Raw genomic sequence first — 21,637 nt, 5'->3', positions numbered from 1 at the left:
TGTCGAGGGATGGCTGCTGTTTTCCCGCGATTTTGCGACCGTGCCCGACTCCCGGGAGCGATTGCGGACAGATGCGCTGAGGCGCGATCTGAGTGACCTGAAGCTGCCCATCCCAGCGACGCGAGATATGTCTTTTTTAAATGACGAGTCCTCCGTGGCAGGTATTTGTTACGTCCTCGAAGGGTCCCGGCTGGGTGCCGCCTATCTGTGCTCCTTGCTTGGCAAATAGGACGCGTCCTTGCCGACGGCGTTTCTGCGTCACGGCACCGGGCACAGCCACTGGAAGACCTTTTTGGGATGGTTGACAGAGCAGGATTGTTCAGGGTCCGCGATCGAACGGGCCGTTATTTCTGCGCGACAGGTGTTCGACAGCTATCTCAAGGCGCTGCTCGAACAGGACAACAACAGGATGCGAGTGTTTGGAACAAGTTGATCTCACAAACTGTGACCGTGAGCCGATTCATCTGCTTGGCAAGGTCCAGTCCTTCGGTTTCCTGATCGCGACGACCCCGGACTGGATTATTTCGCACGTATCCAGAAATGTTTCACAGTATGTGCCCTTTTCGCCAGAGGATATGCTCGGCAAGCGGGCGCTCGACCTCATTCCGGCCGAGAGCATTCATGCGATCCGCAATCGCCTGCAGTTCATCCATCCGCGCCGCGGCGTGGAGGTTGTCTACAATCTGAAGCTGGAGGGAACGGACTGTCCTTTCGACGTTTCGATTCATGCGCTTGAATCCAACATCGTGATGGAGTTCGAGCCTGCCGGGACACTCGAAGGCGAGAGCAACGATACCGCCAATGTGCGGAACGCCATCGACCGGATGGCCGACCTTCCCCAGGTCGAGGCGATCTATTCACAGGCGGTTCGCTTCATCAAGATGGTGACCGGATTCGACCGCGTCATGCTTTACAAGTTTGCGACGGATGGCAGCGGCGAAGTCGTTGCCGAAGCGAAGAAATACGGCATGGCACCGTTTCTCAACCTGCGCTATCCGGCAACGGATATACCGCGGCAGGCTCGTGCCCTATACTTGGAGAATCCGATACGGCTGATCGCGGACGTGGCCGACGACGGCGTCGTGGTGGTCGAGCACCGGCGGTCGGAAACCGGTGTGCCGATAGACCTCTCCGGCAGCCGCTTGCGCTCGGTGTCTCCCATCCATCTGGAATATCTGCGCAACATGGGTGTGGGCGCGTCCATGTCGATCTCTGTGATCGTCAATGGTGAATTGTGGGGTCTGATCGCCTGCCATCACAATACTGCTCTCGTGCCGAGCATGCGTTACCGCAACTGCGCGCTCCTGTTCGGCCAGATGCTGTCCCTGGTCTTGCAGAGCCGGTTTGCGGCGGAAGAAAAGTCGAAGGACGCGCGCGTCGCCGAACTGACCACGGAAGTCTCCCGGGCCTTGTCCACCGAGGTGTCTTCGCCGGAACTCCTGAGGTCCTCCGCGGAGGCTTTCGGCGATATTCTGCAGGCAGACGGTTTCTGTGTCATTCAGGAAGACACCATGCTGCACTCCGGGCTGACGCCCGAAGACAATGACGTGCGCAGAGTGTGCGACGTCCTGAACGCCTTTCCGGGAAACGAGGTGTTTGCGACCAACAGCATCGCGTCGATCATCGAAGGCTGGAATGGTGGCGGTGCGTCGGTCGCCGGTGTTCTGGCGATCCCGATTTCCCGTTCGCCACGCGACTACATCCTGTTTTTCCGCGAGGAGCTCGTCCGGAAGGTCAATTGGGCGGGCAATCCGGAAAAACCTGTAACCCTGGGCCCGAATGGTGCGCGCCTGACACCGCGCAAGAGCTTCGAGACCTGGCAGCAGACGATTCATGGACAGAGCGAAGACTGGAATTCCTCCGACCTGAGGGTGGCATCGCAACTGCGGATCATGCTGCTTGAGGTCGTGCTTCGGATGACCGATGAAGCCGGGCGCCAACGGAAGGTGGCCAACGAAAAGCAGGAACTGCTGATTGCTGAACTCAATCACCGCGTTCGCAATATTCTCGGTCTTGTGCGGGGACTTATTTCGCAAACGAATTCCGGCACCGATTCGACGGCGGACTTCGTGAAGAAACTCGACAGCCGGGTTCAGTCGCTGGCACGTGCGCATGACCAGATCACGCGGCATAACTGGTCGCCGGCCTCCTTCCGGGAACTGATCAATACGGAAGCGGAAAGCTATCTGCTCGACAAGAAGGACCGGGTGATCGTGACCGGCCCGCAAGTGTTGCTGACGCCGCCTGCCTTCTCCGCCATGGCGCTCGTCATGCACGAGATGATCACCAATTCCGCGAAATACGGGGCAATATCGGATCAGCACGGCAGTGTTGAGATCGATCTGGAAGTCGATGACGGAGGGGCCCTGCAGGTGTCCTGGAAAGACGTGGGTGGACCGCCGGTCAAGACGCCGGAGCGCCGCGGTTTCGGCTCCACCATCATCGAACGCACCGTTCCCTTCGAACTGAAGGGCGAGGCCGAAATCGACTATCCAGTTGAAGGCGTGACCGCGTCTTTCAAGATCCCGGCGAACCATGTGATCCCGGGCCGTTCAGACATTGCCTCGACCGTCAAGAAAAGTGCGAAAAACATTCACCCGATCGATGTTCCGCAATCGATACTCATCGTTGAGGACAATCTGATCATCGCCATGGATGCGGAGGATATCTTCCGGAGCCTGGGTGCTGATGAAATCAGCGTCGTGGCAACAGTCGAAGCCGCCTTCACGGAGATCGAAGGCCGGACATCTCCGTTCCAGTTTGCACTTCTTGATGTCAATCTCGGGTCGGACACGAGCTATGACGTGGCTCGCCGTCTCAAGGAGATGGCGGTGCCGTTCGTCTTCGCATCCGGTTATGGCGAAGACGTCGATGCACCGGAGGAACTCACGGACGCGTTGAGGATCGGCAAGCCTTACGACAAGGACGTGCTATCGTCCCTGTTCTCTCAGGTACGCGAAGGCTGACGAACAAAGGCCTCTTTCACGGCGCCGTTGCCGGACCGCGAAAGCGTCGCAACGACGTCCGGTGGAACCATGATCGTTCAACCGAGGCCAGAGGCGCCTGAAGCCAGCCCACCGGGCAGGTGCCGGGGACGGGCTTCAGGCTGAAGCCTGCTGCGAAGTCAGCGTCAGGACTTCACTTTGGTCGTCGTCCGTGGGGACGTTTTCGGCTTTGTCCCTGCCGCCTTCACTTCGTTGAGGCTTTCTTCCGCTGCACGGCTCAATTCGTTGACGCTTTCCATCGCAGTCTCGTTGAGTTCCTCAACGGCGGCTGCGTTTTCGGAAAAGCTGTCGCGGAACAGCGCTGCCTGCTTTTCGAAATGGGTTTGGTATTCGCTCGCCATCCTGGAATAGAATTCCTGGAGCGTCGCCATCGTTTCTTCCGGCGCGGCGCACTGACTGAGGGATTTGGCGCATTCGAAATCTTCGTGCAGCCGGTGGCTGACGAAATTCATGTGATCGTCAAATGCCTTTTCGGCATGGGACCACATGGTCTGTCCCATTTTCTGGAAACTTGCGATTGCCTTGGCTTCGATCCGGTCTTCCCGTTCGGCGAATGCCCAATTGGAAAAGCTGGGCATTGGCCACTCGGTCGGTGCTGGCCATTCAGGTAGTTTCGGCCATTCGGCCATCATGGCGCTGAGATCGAAGGCACCCGTATTGCTTTTCGTCGGCATGAAAGATCCTCCGGTTGTTCGTATGACATGCTGCGGCTGGCCACAACGGTTTCCGCCGGCTTGCCGTCCCCTGACCTGCAAACGGTTTCGCAACTCGTGCAGGGCCCCGCTCCAAAGGTGACGTTACTGTACCTTCGCATCAAGGCCAAGCTTTGACACGGATCAAATCGCCTGCCGATTCTTGGCGTAAGGGGGGGATGGTGCCACAGGCAGGTCCCGGCGTTTCGCTGCTTCAGGAGCGATTGAGAAAATCGCGCAGGACCGCCGTTACCTTTTCAGGAGCTTCCAGCGTGGACAGGTGGCCGCAGCCTTCGATCACGGCCAGTTCGCTCCGGGGAATGTGGCTATGGATCTCTTGTGAGATTTCAACCGGTGTCAGACGGTCGCCTTCACCTACCAGAACCAGTGTCGGGCACGCTATCTCGCCAAGCCGGGGCCGGGCGTCGATACGCTGGATCAGGGCGGTCTGCTGGCGGATGAACGCTTCCGGGCCAGTGTCCTGGGCCATCTCGACGACGATTGCCTTCAGCTCCTCGTCGTCCTCGCGGTTTTCATGAACGAAGCCTGGGTAAAGCAGATGAGGAACCTTGGAAAAGCCCTTCTTGCGGGTCAGGTCGATCAGGAACTGTCGGCGCTCGGACTGTTCAGGTGTGTCTGCCCGGGCGTTGGTGTCCAGAAGGGCGAGCCTGGCGACCCGCTCGGGGGCTTCGCGCATGATTTCCATGGCGATGTAACCGCCCATCGACAGGGTGATCAGGGAAAATCGCTCGGGCGCCTTTTCCAGGATGCTGGCGGCAATGGCAGTGATGCTGTCATGTTCGCGGTGGTTCGCCACCATGATTGGCCGGTCGGCAAAGGCAACGATCTGCGGTGCATAGAGGGCTTCGGTGCACAGGAGGCCCGGAATGAACAGGATCGGGTCGCTCATCAGTTTTCTTTCGCCCGTTCCGCCAGCATCATGTAGTTGACGTCCATATCCCGCGATCTGGCCCAGGTGTCGGTCAGCGGATTGTAGGTGACGCCACAGCGGTCGATCATGGTCAGTCCGGCAGACTGGAGCGGACCTTCGATTTCAGAGGGGCGGACCAGCTTTTCATAGGAATGCGTGCCCTTGGGCAACCAGCGCAGAACATACTCGGCGCCGACGATCGCAAGCGCATAGGCTTTCAGTGTGCGGTTGATGGTCGCAACGAACATCAGACCGCCCGGACGGACCATTTGCGCGGTGGCTTCCAGAAACAGCGGCACGTCGGCCACATGCTCGATCACTTCCATGCTGAACACGACGTCGAAGGTCTCGCCCGCCGCTGCCAGGGCTTCCGCCGTTTCGGCCCGGTAGTCGATCTCAAGGCCGGAGGTCTTCATGTGAAGGCGGGCGATCTTGATGTTGGTTTCAGAGGGATCCGCCCCGACGACGTCGGCACCCAGCCTTGCCATCGGTTCGCTCAGGAGGCCGCCGCCGCAGCCGATGTCGACGAAGCGCAGCCCCTTGAACGCATCGGACGCCTTCGGATCGCGGCCGAAATGCCGGCTGACATGATCCTTGATGTATTCCAGCCGTACCGGACTGAACTTGTGCAATGGTTTGAATTTGCCCGTCGGGTCCCACCATTCTTCTGCCATGGCGGAAAAGCGCGCGACTTCCTCGCTGTCGATCGTGCTTTTGGTTTCCTGAGCCCTGCCAGTCATCGGACGGTCCTTTCAAGAGCGTGAAGCGGTGTCGCGCTTCGCCTGATCATTCAATGGTTCGAAGTCGTTCCAAGGTCTGGGACTATTTGTCAAGAGACCCAGTTGCAGCAAAGGAACGCAGCCTGTATGCATGTGCGCCGATCCCAGAGGCGCAGCAGGCGCTTCCAGACACGACTATAAAGAATACGAGTGGTATGGCCCGACTGGTTTTAAAATTTGGCGGGACTTCGGTTGCCGATCTCGATCGCATCCGGAACGTCGCCCGCCATGTCAAACGGGAAGTGGACGCCGGCCATCAGGTCGCGGTGGTAGTTTCGGCCATGGCCGGGCAGACCAACAAGCTGGTGGAGTTTTGCCGTGAGGCATCACCGCTCCACGATGCCCGCGAATATGATGCCGTTGTCGCTTCCGGCGAACAGGTGACGTCCGGCCTTCTGGCCATCGTGCTGCAGGACATGGGCGTCAACGCCCGGTCGTGGCAGGGGTGGCAGGTGCCGATCAAGACCGACGAGAACCATGGCGCGGCCCGTATCCGCGACATCGACGGCAGCTTCCTGAGCGAACGGCTCGAGCAGGGCCAGGTGGCCGTGCTTGCCGGTTTCCAGGGCGTGGCGCCGGACAACCGGATCGCGACGCTGGGCCGTGGCGGGTCCGACACCAGTGCCGTCGCCATTGCCGCTGCCATCAAGGCCGACCGCTGTGATATCTATACCGATGTCGATGGCGTCTACACGACCGACCCGCGCATCGTGCCCAAGGCGCAGCGGCTTGACCGGGTGTCTTTCGAGGAAATGCTCGAAATGGCTTCGCTCGGCGCAAAGGTTCTTCAGGTGCGCTCGGTGGAAATGGCCATGATCCATGGCGTCAGAACTTTCGTGCGCTCCAGCTTTGACGATCCGGACGCGCCCCAGGTCGGCGAGAACGGCCTTCCGATTGGAACTCTTATTTGCGACGAGGAAGAACTCGTGGAACAGCAGGTTGTCACCGGCATTGCCTATGCCAAGGACGAAGCCCAGATCTCTCTCCGTGACGTTGCCGACAAGCCGGGTGTCGCCGAATCCGTGTTCGGTCCGCTGGCGGACGCCAACATCAACGTCGACATGATCGTCCAGAACATTTCGCCCGATGGCAAGACCACCGACATCACCTTCACCGTTCCCGAAGGCGACTTCGAACGGGCCAACAAGGTGCTGGAAGACAATCGCGGCGTCATCGGTTTCCAGAACCTTGAAGGTGCCCGGGACGTGGTGAAAGTCTCCGTCATCGGCATCGGCATGCGCTCGCATGCAGGCATCGCGGCCCAGTGTTTCCGGGGCCTTGCCTCCAAGGGTATCAACATCCGCGCCATCACCACTTCCGAGATCAAGATCTCCGTGCTTATTGATTCAGCATATGCGGAACTTGCGGTGCGGACTCTGCATTCGCTATACGGGTTGGACGGATAGTTCATCCGGAAGGCAGGCCCCTTAAAGCAAGGGGCCTGTTTAAAGCGGGATCAACGGGGGCGCAATGCGCAGCAACCTAGCCGGACCGCGCCTTCTGCTCCGCAGGCTTCGCGAAGTCATGGCGGAGCCGATCACGGCGCAGGAGCGACTCGACAAGATCGTGGTGTTGATCGCCTCGAACGTGGTCGCCGAAGTCTGTTCCGTTTATATCCTGCGCGCCGACGGCGTTCTTGAGCTCTATGCGACCGAGGGTCTGAAGAGCGAAGCGGTTCACAACGCCTCGCTGCGCGTCGGCCAGGGTCTTGTCGGCCTGATCGCGGCCGAAGCCCGGCCGCTCAACCTGCCCAACGCCAGCGCCCACCCGGGCTTTGCCTATCTGCCGGAAACAGGCGAAGAGGCCTATAACTCCTTCCTCGGTGTGCCGATCCTGAGGGCGGGCCGCACGCTCGGCGTTCTTGTCGTCCAGAACAAGTCTCACCGGACCTACCTGGAAGACGAAGTCGAAGCGTTGCAGACGACCGCCATGGTGATTGCCGAAATGGTGGCCGCCGGTGAGCTGGAAGCCATTTCCCAGAAGGCCACCGGCCTGGACCTGTCCCGGCCGATCACCTCAACCGGGGTCGGTCTTGCCGAAGGCGTTGGTCTTGGCCATGTGGTTCTGCACGAACCGCGTGTCGTCGTCACCAACCTGATTGCGGAAGACACGGACCGGGAAAAAAGCCGTCTGGATGCGGCCATCAACCGGTTGCGGCTTTCCATCGACGATCTCCTGGCGAGCGGCGAAATTGCAGCCATTGGCGAACATCGCGAGGTGCTGGAAGCCTACCGCATGTTCGCTTACGACCGCGGCTGGATCCGGAAGATCGAAGAAGCGATCCGCAACGGCCTGACCGCCGAAGCGGCCGTCGAGAAGGTGCAGAGCGACACGCGCGCCCGCATGCTGCGCCAGACCGATCCTTACCTGCGCGAGCGGCTGCACGACCTTGACGACCTTGCCCACCGGCTGATCCGCGAACTCATGGGCCGCGAGCACGGTCCCGGGCTCGATGAACTGCCTCAGGACGCGATTGTCGTCGGCCGCAACATGGGGGCGGCAGAACTGCTGGACTACGGCCGGGACCGCATTCGCGGCCTGGTTCTGGAAGAAGGCGGGCCGACCAGCCACGTGACCATCGTTGCCCGCGCGCTCGGCATTCCGACGGTCGGTCTCGTTGAGGATATCGTCAGCCTGGCCGATGGCGGCGACGCGATCATTGTCGACGGCGATACCGGCGAAGTGCATCTGCGCCCGGCGGTCGATCTGGAAAACGCCTATGCGGAAAAAGTCCGCTTCCGGGCGCGGCGGCAAGCCCAGTACCGGCGCTTGCGCAACAAACCGTCCGTCACCCGGGACGGTATCGACATCTCGCTGCAGATGAACGCCGGCCTTCTGGTCGACCTGCCGCATCTGGACGAGGCCGGCGCGGCCGGGGTCGGTCTGTTCCGCACCGAACTGCAGTTCATGGTGGCGTCCTCGTTCCCGCGCATGCGCGAACAGCAGTCGCAGTACAGCCAGGTGCTGGATGCGGCCAGGGGGCGTCCGGTCACCTTCCGCTCGCTGGATATCGGCGGTGACAAGGTGTTGCCGTATCTGCGTTCGATCCAGGAGGAAAACCCGGCCATGGGCTGGCGCGCGCTGCGCCTGGGGCTCGACCGGCCGGGCCTGCTCAGAACCCAGATCCGGGCGCTGCTGCATGCGGCTGCCGGACGGGATCTGAAGCTGATGTTCCCGATGGTGGCGGTGGTCGATGAGTTCCTGCAGGCCAAGTCTCTGGTGGACAAGGAAGTCAAGCACCTGCGCCGCCATGGCCACGCCACGCCGGAAAACATCCGTCTGGGTGTGATGGTGGAAGTGCCCTCGCTGCTGTTCCAGCTCGAGGAACTGATGGCCCAGGTCGACTTCGTGTCGGTCGGTTCCAACGACCTGTTCCAGTTTTTCTGTGCGGTTGACCGGGGCAATACACGTGTCGCCGACCGGTTCGACACATTGGGGGTCGGCTTCCTGCGGGCCTTGAAATCCATCGTCGATGCCGCAAATAAGGCTCATGTGCCCGTGACCTTGTGCGGGGAACTGGCTGGCCGGCCGCTGGAAGGCATGGCGCTGATCGGTCTCGGCTTCCGGGACCTGTCGATGTCGCCCGCATCTCTGGGTCCGGTAAAGGCCATGCTGCGGACCCTCGACGCCGGCCGCCTGTCGGCCCGGTTGCTGCCGCGGCTGGAGCCGGGTCACGATGACAGCAACATCCGGGACGTGTTGAAGCGGTTCGCCGCCGAAACCGATGTTGCCCTTTAGCGCTAACGGGCGTAACTCACCGTAAAAGCGATTATTTCTGGAGAATCAGCGCTTATGCTGGCGCGTCACAAACTCGATACCCTGCTGGACCGGTTCGCGGAACTCGAACACATGATGTCCGCCAATCCGGATCCGGGCGCTTACGTCAAGCTGTCGCGGGAATACGCCGGACTGGAACCGCTTGTCGGCAAGATCCGCGCGTTGATCAAGGCGGAACAGGATCTGGCCGGCGCGAAGGCGCTGCTGCAGGATCCGTCTTCCGACGCGGAAATGCGCGAGCTTGCCGAAATGGAGCGCGACGAACTGGAAGAGCGCGTCGAGGAACTGGCCCAGGATGTGCGCATCGGGCTGCTGCCGAAAGACGAGGCAGATTCCAACGATGCCATTCTGGAAGTGCGGGCCGGGACCGGAGGCGACGAGGCAGCTCTCTTTGCCGGTGATCTCTTCCGCATGTATCAGCGCTATGCCGAGTTGCAGGGCTGGAAGGTTGAAATCCTGTCCGCCAGCGAAGGCGAAGTTGGCGGCTACAAGGAAGTGATCGCATCCGTTTCGGGCGAAAACGTCTTTGCCAAATTGAAATTCGAGTCCGGTGTTCACCGGGTGCAACGCGTTCCCGCGACCGAATCGGGCGGCCGTATTCACACATCCGCGGCCACGGTCGCCGTGCTGCCGCAGGCCGAGGATGTCGATATCGACGTTCAGGAAAGCGACCTGAGGATCGACACCTATCGGGCGTCCGGAGCGGGTGGTCAGCACGTCAACACCACCGATTCCGCGGTGCGCATCACGCATCTGCCGACAGGTATCGTCGTTGCGGTTCAGGATGAGCGCTCGCAGCACAAGAACAAGGCGCGGGCCATGCAGCTCCTGCGCGCTCGCATCTACGACGAGGAGCGTGAGCGGGCAGCGAGCGAACGGACCGAAGCACGCCGGCTGCAGGTCGGTTCCGGCGACAGGTCGGAGCGCATCCGCACCTACAACTATCCGCAGGGCCGCGTGACCGACCACCGTATCGGTCTGACGCTCTACAAGCTGGAACAGATCCTGTCCGGCGAAGCGCTCGGCGAAGTCATCGAACCGTTGATCCTAGATCACCAGGCCAGCCTTCTGGCAACAGAAGAGGCCTGAGGGTGACCATCGGCCAGCTTTACCGGTCCGTGCGTGACCGGTTCCGGTTGGCCGGATTGCCGACGCCGGACCTGGATGCCAGGCTGCTGGTCAGTGCGGCACTCGGCCTGCCCCTGTCGGATCTTGTCTTTCGCGAACACGAGGAAGCCGCGCCCGAAGCGGCCGGGCTTGCCGAAGCCTATGCTCAGAAACGCCTGGAAGGCATGCCTGTCGGCCGGATACTCGGGGAGCGGGAGTTCTACGGCCGCCGGTTTCTGTTGAACCCGGCCACGCTGGAACCCCGTCCGGACACCGAAACCCTGATTGATGCCGTGCTGGAAAGATGCACTGCGGATGAGGCGCCGGTCATGTGCGATATCGGCACGGGTACGGGCGCCATCGCCGTCACCTTGCTGGCCGAGCTTCCCCGAAGCCGGATGATCGCGGTGGATCTTTCGGAACAGGCGCTGGAGTGCGCTGCCAGCAATGCGGCTCTTCATGGCGTTGGCGACCGGCTTCTGACTGTGCGGGCCGACTATACGTCCGCTCTCAGGCCTGAGGGTGGTTTCGACTGGGTGGTCAGCAACCCGCCCTATATCCGCACTGCCGTGCTTGCGGAGCTGTCGCGCGAAGTGATTCAGCATGACCCTAAGCTTGCCCTTGATGGCGGTGAAGACGGCCTGACGGCTTATGTCCGTATTCTCACGGATGCGGAAAAACTGCTTCGCCCGGGAGGACGGATCGCGCTTGAAATCGGTTTCGATCAAGGGGCGGATCTAAAAAAACAGCTGCGTCATCATGGCTTTGTAGAGATTGAAATCATTAAAGATCTTTCCGGCAATGACCGCGTTGTGGCGGCCCGCAGACCTTAATTTCGCGGATTTGATCAAAAGCCGAAAAAGCACTTGGAAATCGTAACGGAAACGGGTACGTTCCTTTTGCCGAGACCGGAGATGTTATCAGCGTTTAGCGGGGCATGCGCATCCGGCAGCAGGGAACCGGCGCCACTTCAGCGTTTTGGAAACCGTTGTATATCGGACTATCCGGTGTTTCGGACTGTCGAAGAAAAAGACAATCGCGTTGGCCAGCGGCCATTAGCGCGCTGCGTATGTTTTCAATGACAGCCGCTAACCAGCATTGTTGGTTTCGGCAGGTATTTCGTGTCGGTTTTAGGCAATTCCGATGTTGGGTCAGCGTGAAGCTGACCGCCGTTCCGCAAGAGAAAACGGCAGGATGAGACCAGGAAATCAAAGCAATAAGCGTATGCGCGGACGGGGCCGCAAGGGCCCTAATCCGTTAACCCGGACTTACGAATCCAACGGTCCTGATGTGAAAATCCGCGGTACTGCGATGCATATTGCAGAGAAGTACCAGCAGCTTGCACGCGATGCCCAGGCATCTGGCGACCGGGTTATGTCCGAGAATTACAACCAGCATGCGGAGCATTATCTGCGCATTGTGGCTGCTGCGCAGCCGCAACAGCAGCCGATGGCGCATGCCTCTTCCCGCAACGAAACCGAAGACGGTTTCGAAGCCGCGGCACAGAACGGCTCTGGCCATTCCAATGGCGCAGAACGACCTTCCCAGGACGTGTCCTCTTCGGACGGCGACCTGATGGATGCCGACAGCCCGCAGCCCTTTATCGACGACATGCCTGTCATCGATCAGGAAGGCAAGGTCAACGGCGCTTCCAAGAAGGCGGAAAAGGCCGAAGCCGGTGACGACGAAGCGGATGAAAAGCCGCGCCGCCGCGCCCGGACTCCTCGTGCACGCACGCCGCGCCGGGCTTCCGGTGATCAGCCGGAGGCCGGTCAAGCCGCTAGCGAAGCCACGGAAAGCTCAGAAGCTGCCGGTGGTTCCGACGAAGAGGAACAGCCGAAGCCACGCCGCCGGGTTGCACGCCCGCGCCGTGCCAAGGCGGCTGAAGAAGCTCCTGTCGAGGCACCTGCCGGAGAATGATCCGGTAAAGCGTCAGCCTCGAATAAGCTGAAACAGATAAGACGGCGTCCATGATGGGCGCCGTTTTTGTTTGGCTTTTTGCGATCTGTGTTAGCAACGCAGAATAAGATGCCGCAGGGGCTTTTGTGGTGAATATGCAACACTATATAAGAGGAGCAGCACGGAAACAGGCTGCGCGGATGCCCGTATCAGGGGTCCGTATTCCAGATCGTTCCCCACGCTTCGGGTGGTGCGGACGGGTAGGAGGTAGCTTATGAACTTTGAAAAATACACTGAGCGTGCGCGCGGTTTTGTCCAGTCCGCTCAGACCTTTGCCTTGGGGCGGGGCCATCAGCAATTCGCACCTGAGCACATCCTGAAAGTGCTTCTGGATGATCAGGAAGGCATGGCCAGCGGCCTGATCGACCGTGCCGGCGGCAACGCCAAGGCGCTGAAGGGCGATCTTGAAGGCCTTCTGGACAAGATGCCGAAAGTGTCCGGCGGTTCCGGACAGCTCTACATGGGCCAGGCAACCGCCCGGCTGTTCGAACAGGCTGAGAAGATTGCCGACAAGGCGGGAGACAGTTTCGTCACCGTCGAGCGGCTTCTGCTTGCGCTTGCCATGGACACCGACGGTGAAACCGGCAAGCTGATGAAGCGGCACGGCATCACCCCCAATGCACTGAACGAGGCCATCAACCAGCTTCGTCAGGGCCGGACGGCCGATACCGCGACTGCTGAAAACCAGTATGACGCGCTGAAGAAATTTGCGCGGGATCTGACCCAGGTCGCCCGGGAAGGCAAGCTCGACCCGGTGATCGGCCGTGACGAGGAAATCCGCCGGACCATTCAGGTGCTGTCGCGCCGTACCAAGAACAATCCGGTTCTGATCGGTGAACCCGGCGTCGGTAAAACCGCGATCGCCGAAGGTCTCGCTTTGCGGATCGTCAACGGCGACGTGCCGGAATCGCTCAAGGACAAGCAGCTTCTGGCGCTTGATATGGGCTCGCTGATTGCCGGTGCGAAATACCGGGGTGAGTTCGAGGAGCGCCTCAAGGGTGTTCTGTCCGAGGTCCAGGCGGCCGCGGGCAAGGTGATCCTGTTCATCGACGAAATGCACACGCTGGTGGGAGCCGGCAAGGCGGACGGGGCCATGGATGCCTCCAATCTGCTGAAGCCTGCGCTGGCGCGCGGCGAGCTGCACTGTGTCGGCGCAACCACGCTCGACGAGTACCGCAAGCACGTCGAAAAGGATGCCGCTCTGGCCCGCCGGTTCCAGCCGGTGTTCGTGAGCGAGCCGACGGTCGAAGACACTGTATCGATCCTGCGTGGCATCAAGGAGAAATACGAGCTCCATCACGGGGTCCGCATCACTGACAGTGCCATCGTCTCGGCAGCGTCTCTCTCGAACAGGTACATCACCGACAGGTTCCTGCCGGACAAGGCAATCGACCTTGTGGACGAAGCCGCCAGCCGGCTGCGGATACAGGTCGACAGCAAGCCGGAAGAACTGGACGAACTGGATCGCCGGATCATCCAGCTCAAGATCGAGCGCGAGGCCCTGAAGGCCGAAAGCGACGACGCGTCGAAGGACCGTCTGTCCAGGCTCGAGAAAGAACTGTCGGATCTGGAAGAGAAGTCGCAGGCACTCAGCAACCGCTGGCAGGGCGAAAAGGAAAAGCTGCACCTTGAACAGAAGATCAAGGAACAGCTCGAACAGGCCCGTATCGATCTGGAAATCGCGCAGCGGCGCGGCGATCTGGCCAAGGCCGGTGAGCTCGCCTATGGCGTGGTTCCGGAGCTGGAGCGCAAACTCGCGGAAGCGGAAGCTTCCGAAGATGCCGATGCCATGGTCGATGAAGCCGTAACGCCGGCTCACATTGCCCAGGTTGTTTCGAAGTGGACCGGAATTCCGGTCGACAAGATGCTGGAAGGCGAGCGCGAAAAGCTGCTTCAGATGGAGGACATGCTGGCGAACCGGGTCATTGGCCAGGCAGAAGCCATTCATGCGGTTTCCACTGCGGTGCGCCGGGCGCGTGCCGGTCTGCAGGATCCGAACCGGCCGATCGGCTCGTTCATGTTCCTGGGACCGACCGGTGTCGGCAAGACCGAGTTGACCAAGGCACTTGCGTCGTTTCTCTTCGACGACGACAGCGCAATGGTGCGGATCGACATGTCGGAATATATGGAGAAACACTCCGTTTCCCGGCTGATCGGCGCACCTCCGGGCTATGTCGGCTATGAGGAAGGCGGGGCGTTGACGGAAGCCGTCCGGCGGCGGCCGTATCAGGTCGTGCTGTTCGACGAGATCGAAAAAGCGCATAGCGACGTGTTCAACGTGCTGTTGCAGGTTCTGGACGATGGCCGCCTGACCGATGGTCAGGGCCGGACTGTCGACTTCCGCAACACCTTGATCATCATGACCTCGAACCTGGGGGCCGAATATCTGGTCAACCAGGCGGAAGGTCAGGATACGGATGCGGTTCGCGACGAGGTCATGAGCGCCGTGAGGGGCCATTTCCGGCCCGAGTTCCTGAACCGTCTCGACGAGATCGTGCTGTTCCACCGCCTGCAGCGGTCCCAGATGGCCGATATCGTCAAGATCCAGCTGGAGCGCCTGCGGGCTCTCCTCAGCGATCGCAAGATCACGCTGAAGCTGGACGACGGCGCGCTCGGCTGGCTGGCCCAGAAGGGTTACGACCCTGCCTATGGCGCCCGGCCGCTGAAGCGGGTGATCCAGAAGGAGGTTCAGGATCCGCTCGCCGAGAAACTGCTCGCCGGCGAAATCCTCGACGGCCAGACGATCGAAGTCTCGGCCGGATCGGACCGCCTGATGTTCCAGGTGGAAGGATCGGAAAGCGCGGCCGCTTAATCGGCGCCAGTCGCGACGCGTGAACAGAAAACCCGCGGAAGGAAACTTCCGCGGGTTTTTCATTTCGTCTTCGTTTATGGGTCCACACCCTCGGCGGCTTCCGGCATTTGCGTTTTGTCAAATGTCTCCGGGAAAAGGTGTGCTATCCATATATTCATAAATGTGAAACAAATGCCGTGCCTCGGCGAAAGCCCGAGGGTGGCCAATCCGGTTTAGGAGGCTCAAATGACAGTCGACCGTGCGGTAATGATGTTCGCGGGTGCTATGGTACTCTTGTCCCTGGCGCTGGGATTTTACGTTTCGCCCTACTGGTACCTTCTCAACGCCTTTGTCGGCTTGAACCTGATGCAGGCATCCGTCACCGGCTTTTGCCCGGCGGCGATCATCTTCAAGAAGCTTGGAGTGAAGGCGGGAGTGGCCTTCTCGTAAGGTGGAGCACAGAATGAGACGCGGTATCTCCCTTTTCTTGCTGCTGACACTGGCGGCAGCATCCAGTGCCGCGTCGGTGGCTCGTGCCGGCGAATTTCTGGCCGAACCGGTCACCGTGCCGGAAACCAAGGCGGTGTTTGCCCAGGTCAAAAGCCGAACGGTCGTGCCCGCCCGCGCCCGGATTGGCGGAACCATCAAGACCATTTCCGTGCGCGAGGGTGACATGGTAACGGCAGATCAGGTCGTTGCTGTGGTCGTCGACGAAAAGATCGCGCTCGAACTGGAGGCCGCCGAGGCCCGGATCGAGGTTCTGCGCTCCCAGCTTCAAAATGCCCGCACCGAGCTTGAACGCGTCGAGCAACTGGTTGCGCGGGGCAGTGCGGCGCAGAGCCGGCTTGATCAGGTGCGCACGCAATTCGATGTAGTCACCAACCAGACCGTGGCGGCGGAGGCGGACATGGCGGTTGTCCGCCAGCGCGCGAGTGAAGGGAACATACTGGCGCCGAATGCCGGACGCGTTCTGACGGTACCGGTCACGGAAGGGTCGGTTATTCTGTCGGGAGAAGAAGTTGCCACAATAGCGAGTGGCCGCTACTTCCTGCGCCTGTCCATTCCCGAGCGTCATGCCGCCCAAATCACCTCAGGTGCGAAAGTTCTGCTGGGCGGGCGCGGCCTGGGCCCGACGCAGAAGGCTGGAGGGAACCAGCAAACCTTCGGAACCATCGTCAAGGTCTACCCTGAAATCTCCGAAGGCCGCGTGACGGCGGATGTCGAGGTCGAGGGGCTGGGAAATTATTTCGTCAACGAACGCACGCTTGTTCATGTTCCCGTTGGCGAGCGGGAGGTCATTGCCGTGCCGGAGGCGGCCCTTTCGATCCGGCACGGTGTCGATTATGTGCAGGTTGCCGGAGACAGCGGAGCGCAGGATGTCGCAGTGGTTCCCGGCGCCCAAGTTCTTCACGGCGATACGCTTCTGGTCGAGATCCTGACCGGGCTGCGCGCAGGCGACCGGGTGGTGGTTCCATGAAGCTTGGACTTGCCGGATGGCTGACCCGCTCTTTCATCGGGTCTCCGCTTACGCCGCTGTTTCTGATGGCCTCCCTTGCGCTGGGGCTGATTGCTCTCGTTGCCCTGCCGCGCGAAGAAGAACCGCAAATCTCCGTGCCGATGGTCGACATTCACGTGGAGGCCAACGGGTTGAATGCGGAAGATGCGGTCAAACTGGTGACGGAGCCGCTGGAGACAATCGTCAAGGCAATCGACGGTGTCGAGCATATCTATTCCCAGACACAGGACGACCGTGTGCTGGTGATGGCCCGGTTTCTCGTCGGGACCGATGCGGATGCAGCCATCTTGCGGGTGCACGAAAAGATCCGCGCCAACATGGACCGCATTCCCGTTGGTATTCCCGAGCCGCTGATTGTCGGCCGGGGTATCGATGATGTCGCCATTGTCGTCGTCACGCTGACCCCCACTCCGGAAGCTGCGGATCTATGGACTGCGAACGGTTTGACCCGGATTGCGCGGGAACTTCAGACCGAAATCGCCAAGCTGCCTGACATCGGCCTGACGTTCATTGTCGGCGAGCAGCCGGAAGCCATCCAGGTGGAGCCGGATCCTGAGAAGCTGTCTCTCTATGGCATCACGCTGCAGCAACTGGCTGCCAAGATCGAAGGCGCGAACAAGTCCTTCCGGACAGGCTATGTGCGCGAAGCCGGCGAGCAGCGCGTGCTTGTGGCCGGCGAGACGCTGCAATCGGCCGAAGAGATCGGCAATCTGTTCCTGACAGCCCGCGATGCCCGGCCTGTTTATGTGCGCGATGTCGCCCGCATTGATCTCGCCACCCACGCGGCGGAGCACAGGGTTGCCAACATCCTGAAAGAGGGCGGTAAGCTGAGCCTGGCCCCGGCCGTGTCGCTGGCCATCGCCAAGCGCCCGGGCACAAATGCGGTGGTGATTTCCGATGAAATCGTCTCCCGGCTGGAAGCGATCCGCGGAGATCTGTTTCCCGAAGACGTGGACATGGAGATCACCCGGAATTACGGCGAGACAGCCAACGAAAAGGCCAACGAACTGCTGTTTCACCTTGCTCTTGCAACAGTCTCCATCGTTGTCCTCATCGCGCTTGCCATCGGCTGGCGTGAAGCGCTGGTCACGCTGGTGGTGATACCGACCACGATCCTGCTCACGCTCTTTGCGGCCTATCTGATGGGCTACACCATCAACCGGGTCAGCCTGTTTGCCCTGATCTTTTCCATCGGCATCCTGGTGGACGACGCCATTGTGGTGATCGAGAACATCGCCCGGCACTGGGGCATGGCCGACGGCCGCAGCCGCACGCAAGCGGCTGTGGAGGCTGTGGCGGAAGTCGGCAATCCGACCATCATCGCAACGCTGACGGTGATCGTCGCGCTTCTGCCGATGCTGTTCGTTTCAGGCCTGATGGGCCCCTATATGGCGCCGATCCCGGCCAACGCCTCGGCGGCGATGCTGTTTTCCTTCTTTGTCGCGGTGATGCTGACGCCCTGGCTGATGATGAAATTTGCCGGGCGGGGCGGCGGGCATTCCCACATTCCAGCAGCGCATGGCGGTGCTCTCGGACGGCTTTACGTCCTGGCAGCCAGGCCGCTGATCGGATCGCGCCTGCGGTCCTGGATCTTTCTGCTGCTCGTCGGGATCTGCACCATCGGTTCCCTGGCGCTGTTCTACACTACCGATGTCACCGTGAAGCTGCTTCCGTTCGACAACAAGGCGGAGCTGCAGGTGCTTGCCGATCTGCCTGAAGGGGCTTCGGTCGAAGACACCGACAGGGTTCTGCAGGAGATCGTTGCCCGTCTGGAGGACGTTCCGGAAATCCTGTCGTTCCAGACCTATGCCGGAACTGCATCACCTTTCAATTTCAACGGGCTGGTGCGCCATTATTATCTGCGCGCGTTGCCCGAGCAGGGCGACGTTCAGATCAATCTCAGCGAAAAGGGCGAGCGGGACCGGACCAGCCATGAGATCGCGTTGGATATTCGTTCAATTCTTGAAGGCCTCGATCTTCCTGATGGTACCGTCCTGAAAGTGGTGGAGCCACCGCCCGGGCCGCCGGTTCTGGCGACACTGCTTGCAGAGATCTACGGTCCGGATGCCGATAGCAGACGGGATGTAGCGCGCAAGGTTCGCCAGGCTTTCGAGGATGTGCCGTTCATCGTCGATGTCGATGATAGCTTCGGTGCACAGGCCGACCGGGTGCGCATCGCCATCGATCAAGACCGGCTGGAATATCACCGGGTCGAACAGGGCGATGTGTTTGATACGATCCGGCGCCTTTATGGCGGCACAGACGTTGGCTATTCGCACCGGGGACGCGCGCGTTATCCTATTCCGATCCGGATCCATCTTGCCAAGGGCGATATGGTGATGGGAGAGGCTGTTCTTTCAACGCCGGTGCCGGCCAACGCCCTGCCCGGTGGCCGAGGCGTGATCGAACTTGGCGATGTGGTAACGGTTCGCCGGGAAAAGACGACCTATCCCGTCTTCCGTCACAACGGGCGTGCGGTCGAAATGGTGACCGGCGAACTGGCCGGTGCGTTCGAGGCACCCGTCTATGGAATGATGGCGGTTGGTCAGCGGCTCCGCGATATGGACTGGGGCCCAGACGGCGCGCCGGTGATCGCCCTTCACGGACAGCCTGAGGATGAAACCCGGCCGACCCTGCTCTGGGATGGCGAATGGGAGGTCACCTGGGTCACTTTCCGCGACATGGGAGGCGCCTTCATGGTGGCCATCCTGGGCATCTACTTCCTGGTGGTCGCGCAATTCGGTTCCTTCAAGCTGCCCCTCGTCATCCTGACGCCTATTCCGCTCACGCTGATCGGCATCATGCTGGGGCACTGGCTGTTTGCGGCGCCGTTCACGGCAACATCGATGATCGGCTTCATTGCGCTTGCCGGCATCATCGTGCGCAATTCCATTCTGCTGGTCGATTTCATCCAGCATTCGCGCACACCGGACAAGCCGCTGCTGGACGTTTTGCTGGAAGCTGGAGCAATCCGCTTCAAGCCGATCCTGTTGACGGCGCTTGCCGCCATGATCGGCGCTGCGGTGATCCTGAGCGATCCGATCTTCCAGGGGCTGGCGATCTCGTTGCTGTTCGGCCTGGCGTCGTCGACGATCCTGACGGTTCTGGTGATCCCCGCCATCTTTATGGCCCTGCGTCATGGGCAGGCACCAAAGGCGGCGACTTCCGACGTGGATCAAGCGGCAGGTTGATAGGCTGCCGCCTTAATCGGCGGCGGCTGAGGGGGATCTGTCAGGCGGCAGCAGGCTGGTCGGTTAGACCTTGTTCTGCTTCCGACCACCACTCGTGACTGAACGGTGGCCAGAGGACGGTTCCGTGCCGGCTTTGCTCGTTGCGTTAATGGGTGCTCTTCAGGAGATCTGACATCGCCACCTTCGGCCGTGGTGCCGAAGCACCCGGGCCGAGAGGTTACCTTGCCCGTCAGTTGACGGCCGCGATCCGGGACGGCTTGCGGACGCGGTCCAGCAAGGTGTCGACGCGATAGCGTTCGGCTTCGAACACGGTGCGCATTTCACCATCCAGCGTCCGGCCCTTGGGCAGCTTGATCCGCATAGGATCCATGTAGCGGCCGTTCACCAGCACTTCGTAGTGCAGGTGCGGTCCGGTCGACAGGCCGGTGGAGCCGACGTATCCGATGATCTGGCCCTGGCTGACCTTGACCCCTTCACGGATGCCGCTGCCGAAGCCGCTCATGTGGTTATACGTGGTGGTATAACCGTTGGTGTGCTGCAGCTCGATACGACGGCCATAGCCGGAACTCCAGCCTGCCTTCACGATCGTACCATTGCCGGCCGCCATGATCGGCGTTCCGCGAGATGCGGACCAATCCACACCGCGGTGCATCTTGGTATAGCCGTGAATCGGGTGACGGCGCATGCCGAAGCCGGACCGGAACTTGCCGCCGTTGAGCGGCTTGCGGATAAGAAACTTCTTAGCGCTCTGGCCGGTCTCGTCGTAGAAATCGGTCACGCCATCGTCAGGCGTGCGGAACCGGTAGAACTCCCGCGTGGTGTTGCCGGTGTTGAGTGCGGCATACAGGATCTTCGGCGGGGTGTTGTCGTCGCCGTCGGTGAAGAACAGCTCAAGAGCATCACCCGGCTGGACGCGCGCGTTGAAATCGACATCGAAGGAGAACATGCGCACGAGATCATTGATGATCTCTTCCGGCATGTCCTGTTCAAGCGCGGTTTGATAAAGGCTGTCGTAGATGGCGGGCGTCGGGCCGCCATAGGAAACGCGGTCGGCTTCTTCGAAGGCATCTGCAAGGAAAGTGCTTGGTTCCTTCGCTTCGATATAAGCGCCGCTGTCCGAGCGGGCGACAGTGGCCCGGTGTTCGGTGTTTTCGTAAAGGCTCACGCGTTCAGGACGCATCCGCTCCAGATCGTCCGGTGACGGGGCGTAGGCGATCCGCAACCTTTGACCTTCTGTCAGATCGGTTATGCCGAACAGGTTCGAGAAGGCGGCCGAAATGGCAACGGCTTCGTACTCGGTCGCATCGTAGTCCATCATGACGTCGACCAGATCCTGATCCTTCGTCACGGGAACGATGCTCTCGTCCATGCCGGCAAAGCGGATCTCCTCGTCCTGCTTGGAAACGAAGGATACGTTTTCCGGCGTGATACGCACGGCGTAGCGTTCCAGGTCCGGCTGAAGGGCAAGATTGAAATCGAAGCGCCCCGGATCGACAAGCGACTTTGCCGCCATTTCGACAGCGTCAATGGAAAGCGTGCGCGCGGTTTCGCGAACGGCAAGCTCGACCTCGGTCTCGGACGGGGTCCGGTCCAGATCGATATCCGCGCTGGAGGACGGGAAGGGGGCCAGCGAAATGCTGACTTCGCTTTCCAGTTTCGCGCCATAAATGGAATCGGCCGGAAGCGGGGTGCCGGTCTCCGCAATGTTGGTGCCGCCGTCGTCATCGTTGTTGTCGGCGAACATGTTCAGCGGATTGAATGGCGGAATGCGCTCGGCCAGCTCAGGGTCCTTGCGGGTCGCAAGCGTCGCGCTGACGAAGGTATGCGGCTGGACGCGAATATGGTCGCGGTCGCCCTCGCGCGTGACCACATTGACGTCGATGACATGC

General features: G+C 60.7%; 15 protein-coding genes (1 of these 15 cut by a window edge). 11 read left to right on the top strand and 4 right to left on the bottom strand.

Annotated elements, in window-relative coordinates:
* Positions 1-238: 238 nt before the first annotated feature.
* Together SIAM614_RS04375 and SIAM614_RS04370 are read left to right on the top strand one after the other, a co-directional pair.
* A complete protein-coding gene (locus tag SIAM614_RS04375; RefSeq protein WP_040439123.1) occupies positions 239-433 on the top strand; it encodes a heme oxygenase-like domain-containing protein in 195 nt (64 codons plus the stop codon).
* On the top strand, positions 420-2,966 hold the full coding sequence (locus SIAM614_RS04370) for an HWE histidine kinase domain-containing protein (RefSeq protein WP_006932389.1): 2,547 nt from the start codon (positions 420-422) through the stop codon (positions 2,964-2,966). The genes SIAM614_RS04375 and SIAM614_RS04370 overlap by 14 nt, the downstream gene beginning before the upstream one ends.
* Positions 2,967-3,130: 164 nt before the next feature.
* Here the strand turns inward: SIAM614_RS04370 and SIAM614_RS04365 are convergent, their stop codons facing one another.
* The 3 genes from SIAM614_RS04365 to ubiG all read right to left on the bottom strand — a co-directional run bounded on the left by SIAM614_RS04365 (position 3,131) and on the right by ubiG (position 5,368).
* Positions 3,131-3,679: a hypothetical protein gene (locus tag SIAM614_RS04365; protein ID WP_006932388.1), complete on the bottom strand. Its 549-nt coding sequence runs from the start codon at positions 3,677-3,679 to the stop codon at positions 3,131-3,133.
* Positions 3,680-3,911: 232 nt separating this feature from the next.
* On the bottom strand, positions 3,912-4,607 hold the full coding sequence (locus SIAM614_RS04360; RefSeq protein ID WP_006932386.1) for an alpha/beta fold hydrolase: 696 nt from the start codon (positions 4,605-4,607) through the stop codon (positions 3,912-3,914).
* On the bottom strand, positions 4,607-5,368 hold the full coding sequence (gene ubiG, locus SIAM614_RS04355; RefSeq protein ID WP_006932385.1) for a bifunctional 2-polyprenyl-6-hydroxyphenol methylase/3-demethylubiquinol 3-O-methyltransferase UbiG: 762 nt from the start codon (positions 5,366-5,368) through the stop codon (positions 4,607-4,609). Before ubiG ends, SIAM614_RS04360 begins: the two co-directional genes overlap by 1 nt.
* Before the next feature lie 194 nt (positions 5,369-5,562).
* Between ubiG and SIAM614_RS04350 the strand changes: the two genes are divergently transcribed.
* The 9 genes from SIAM614_RS04350 (at position 5,563) to SIAM614_RS04310 (ending at position 19,748) form a co-directional block, all read left to right on the top strand.
* The gene (locus SIAM614_RS04350) at positions 5,563-6,813 is read left to right on the top strand and encodes an aspartate kinase (RefSeq protein ID WP_006932384.1); all 1,251 of its coding nucleotides are present in this window, start codon (positions 5,563-5,565) and stop codon (positions 6,811-6,813) included.
* A 64-nt stretch (positions 6,814-6,877) separates the two neighbouring features.
* Positions 6,878-9,145: a phosphoenolpyruvate--protein phosphotransferase gene (gene ptsP / locus SIAM614_RS04345; RefSeq protein WP_006932383.1), complete on the top strand. Its 2,268-nt coding sequence runs from the start codon at positions 6,878-6,880 to the stop codon at positions 9,143-9,145.
* 54 nt (positions 9,146-9,199) lie between these two features.
* Positions 9,200-10,273 carry a peptide chain release factor 1 gene (prfA, locus tag SIAM614_RS04340; RefSeq protein WP_006932382.1) on the top strand — a complete coding sequence of 358 codons (1,074 nt, stop codon included), beginning with the start codon at positions 9,200-9,202 and terminating at the stop codon, positions 10,271-10,273.
* 2 nt (positions 10,274-10,275) lie between these two features.
* Entirely contained in the window at positions 10,276-11,124 is an 849-nt protein-coding gene (prmC, locus tag SIAM614_RS04335) for a peptide chain release factor N(5)-glutamine methyltransferase (RefSeq protein WP_006932381.1), read from the top strand.
* A gap of 361 nt (positions 11,125-11,485) precedes the next feature.
* Positions 11,486-12,211: a DUF4167 domain-containing protein gene (locus tag SIAM614_RS04330; RefSeq protein WP_081455179.1), complete on the top strand. Its 726-nt coding sequence runs from the start codon at positions 11,486-11,488 to the stop codon at positions 12,209-12,211.
* A gap of 253 nt (positions 12,212-12,464) precedes the next feature.
* The gene (gene clpB, locus SIAM614_RS04325; RefSeq protein WP_006932376.1) at positions 12,465-15,062 is read left to right on the top strand and encodes an ATP-dependent chaperone ClpB; all 2,598 of its coding nucleotides are present in this window, start codon (positions 12,465-12,467) and stop codon (positions 15,060-15,062) included.
* 225 nt (positions 15,063-15,287) lie between these two features.
* Positions 15,288-15,491 (top strand): YgaP family membrane protein, encoded by a 204-nt coding sequence (locus SIAM614_RS04320; RefSeq protein WP_006932375.1) that lies wholly within the window; start codon positions 15,288-15,290, stop codon positions 15,489-15,491.
* Positions 15,492-15,504: 13 nt separating this feature from the next.
* A complete protein-coding gene (locus SIAM614_RS04315; RefSeq protein WP_006932374.1) occupies positions 15,505-16,518 on the top strand; it encodes an efflux RND transporter periplasmic adaptor subunit in 1,014 nt (337 codons plus the stop codon).
* Complete coding sequence (locus SIAM614_RS04310; protein WP_006932373.1) at positions 16,515-19,748, top strand: efflux RND transporter permease subunit; 3,234 nt, start codon at positions 16,515-16,517, stop codon at positions 19,746-19,748. Before SIAM614_RS04315 ends, SIAM614_RS04310 begins: the two co-directional genes overlap by 4 nt.
* Before the next feature lie 229 nt (positions 19,749-19,977).
* On the opposite strand, the gene SIAM614_RS04305 is transcribed toward SIAM614_RS04310, so the two are convergent.
* Positions 19,978-21,637, bottom strand: the 3' portion of a protein-coding gene (locus tag SIAM614_RS04305; RefSeq protein WP_040439115.1) for a M23 family metallopeptidase. Its footprint extends 314 nt past the window's final position; 1,660 of the gene's 1,974 nt are visible here — the last part of the coding sequence; its start codon lies beyond the right edge, outside the window; the stop codon is at positions 19,978-19,980.

It is taken from the genome of Roseibium aggregatum IAM 12614 (assembly GCF_000168975.1).
Taxonomy (GTDB): Bacteria; Pseudomonadota; Alphaproteobacteria; order Rhizobiales; family Stappiaceae; genus Roseibium; species Roseibium aggregatum.
Note: the sequence above shows the minus strand (reverse complement) of the source record. Positions and strands in the feature narration are given on the sequence as shown.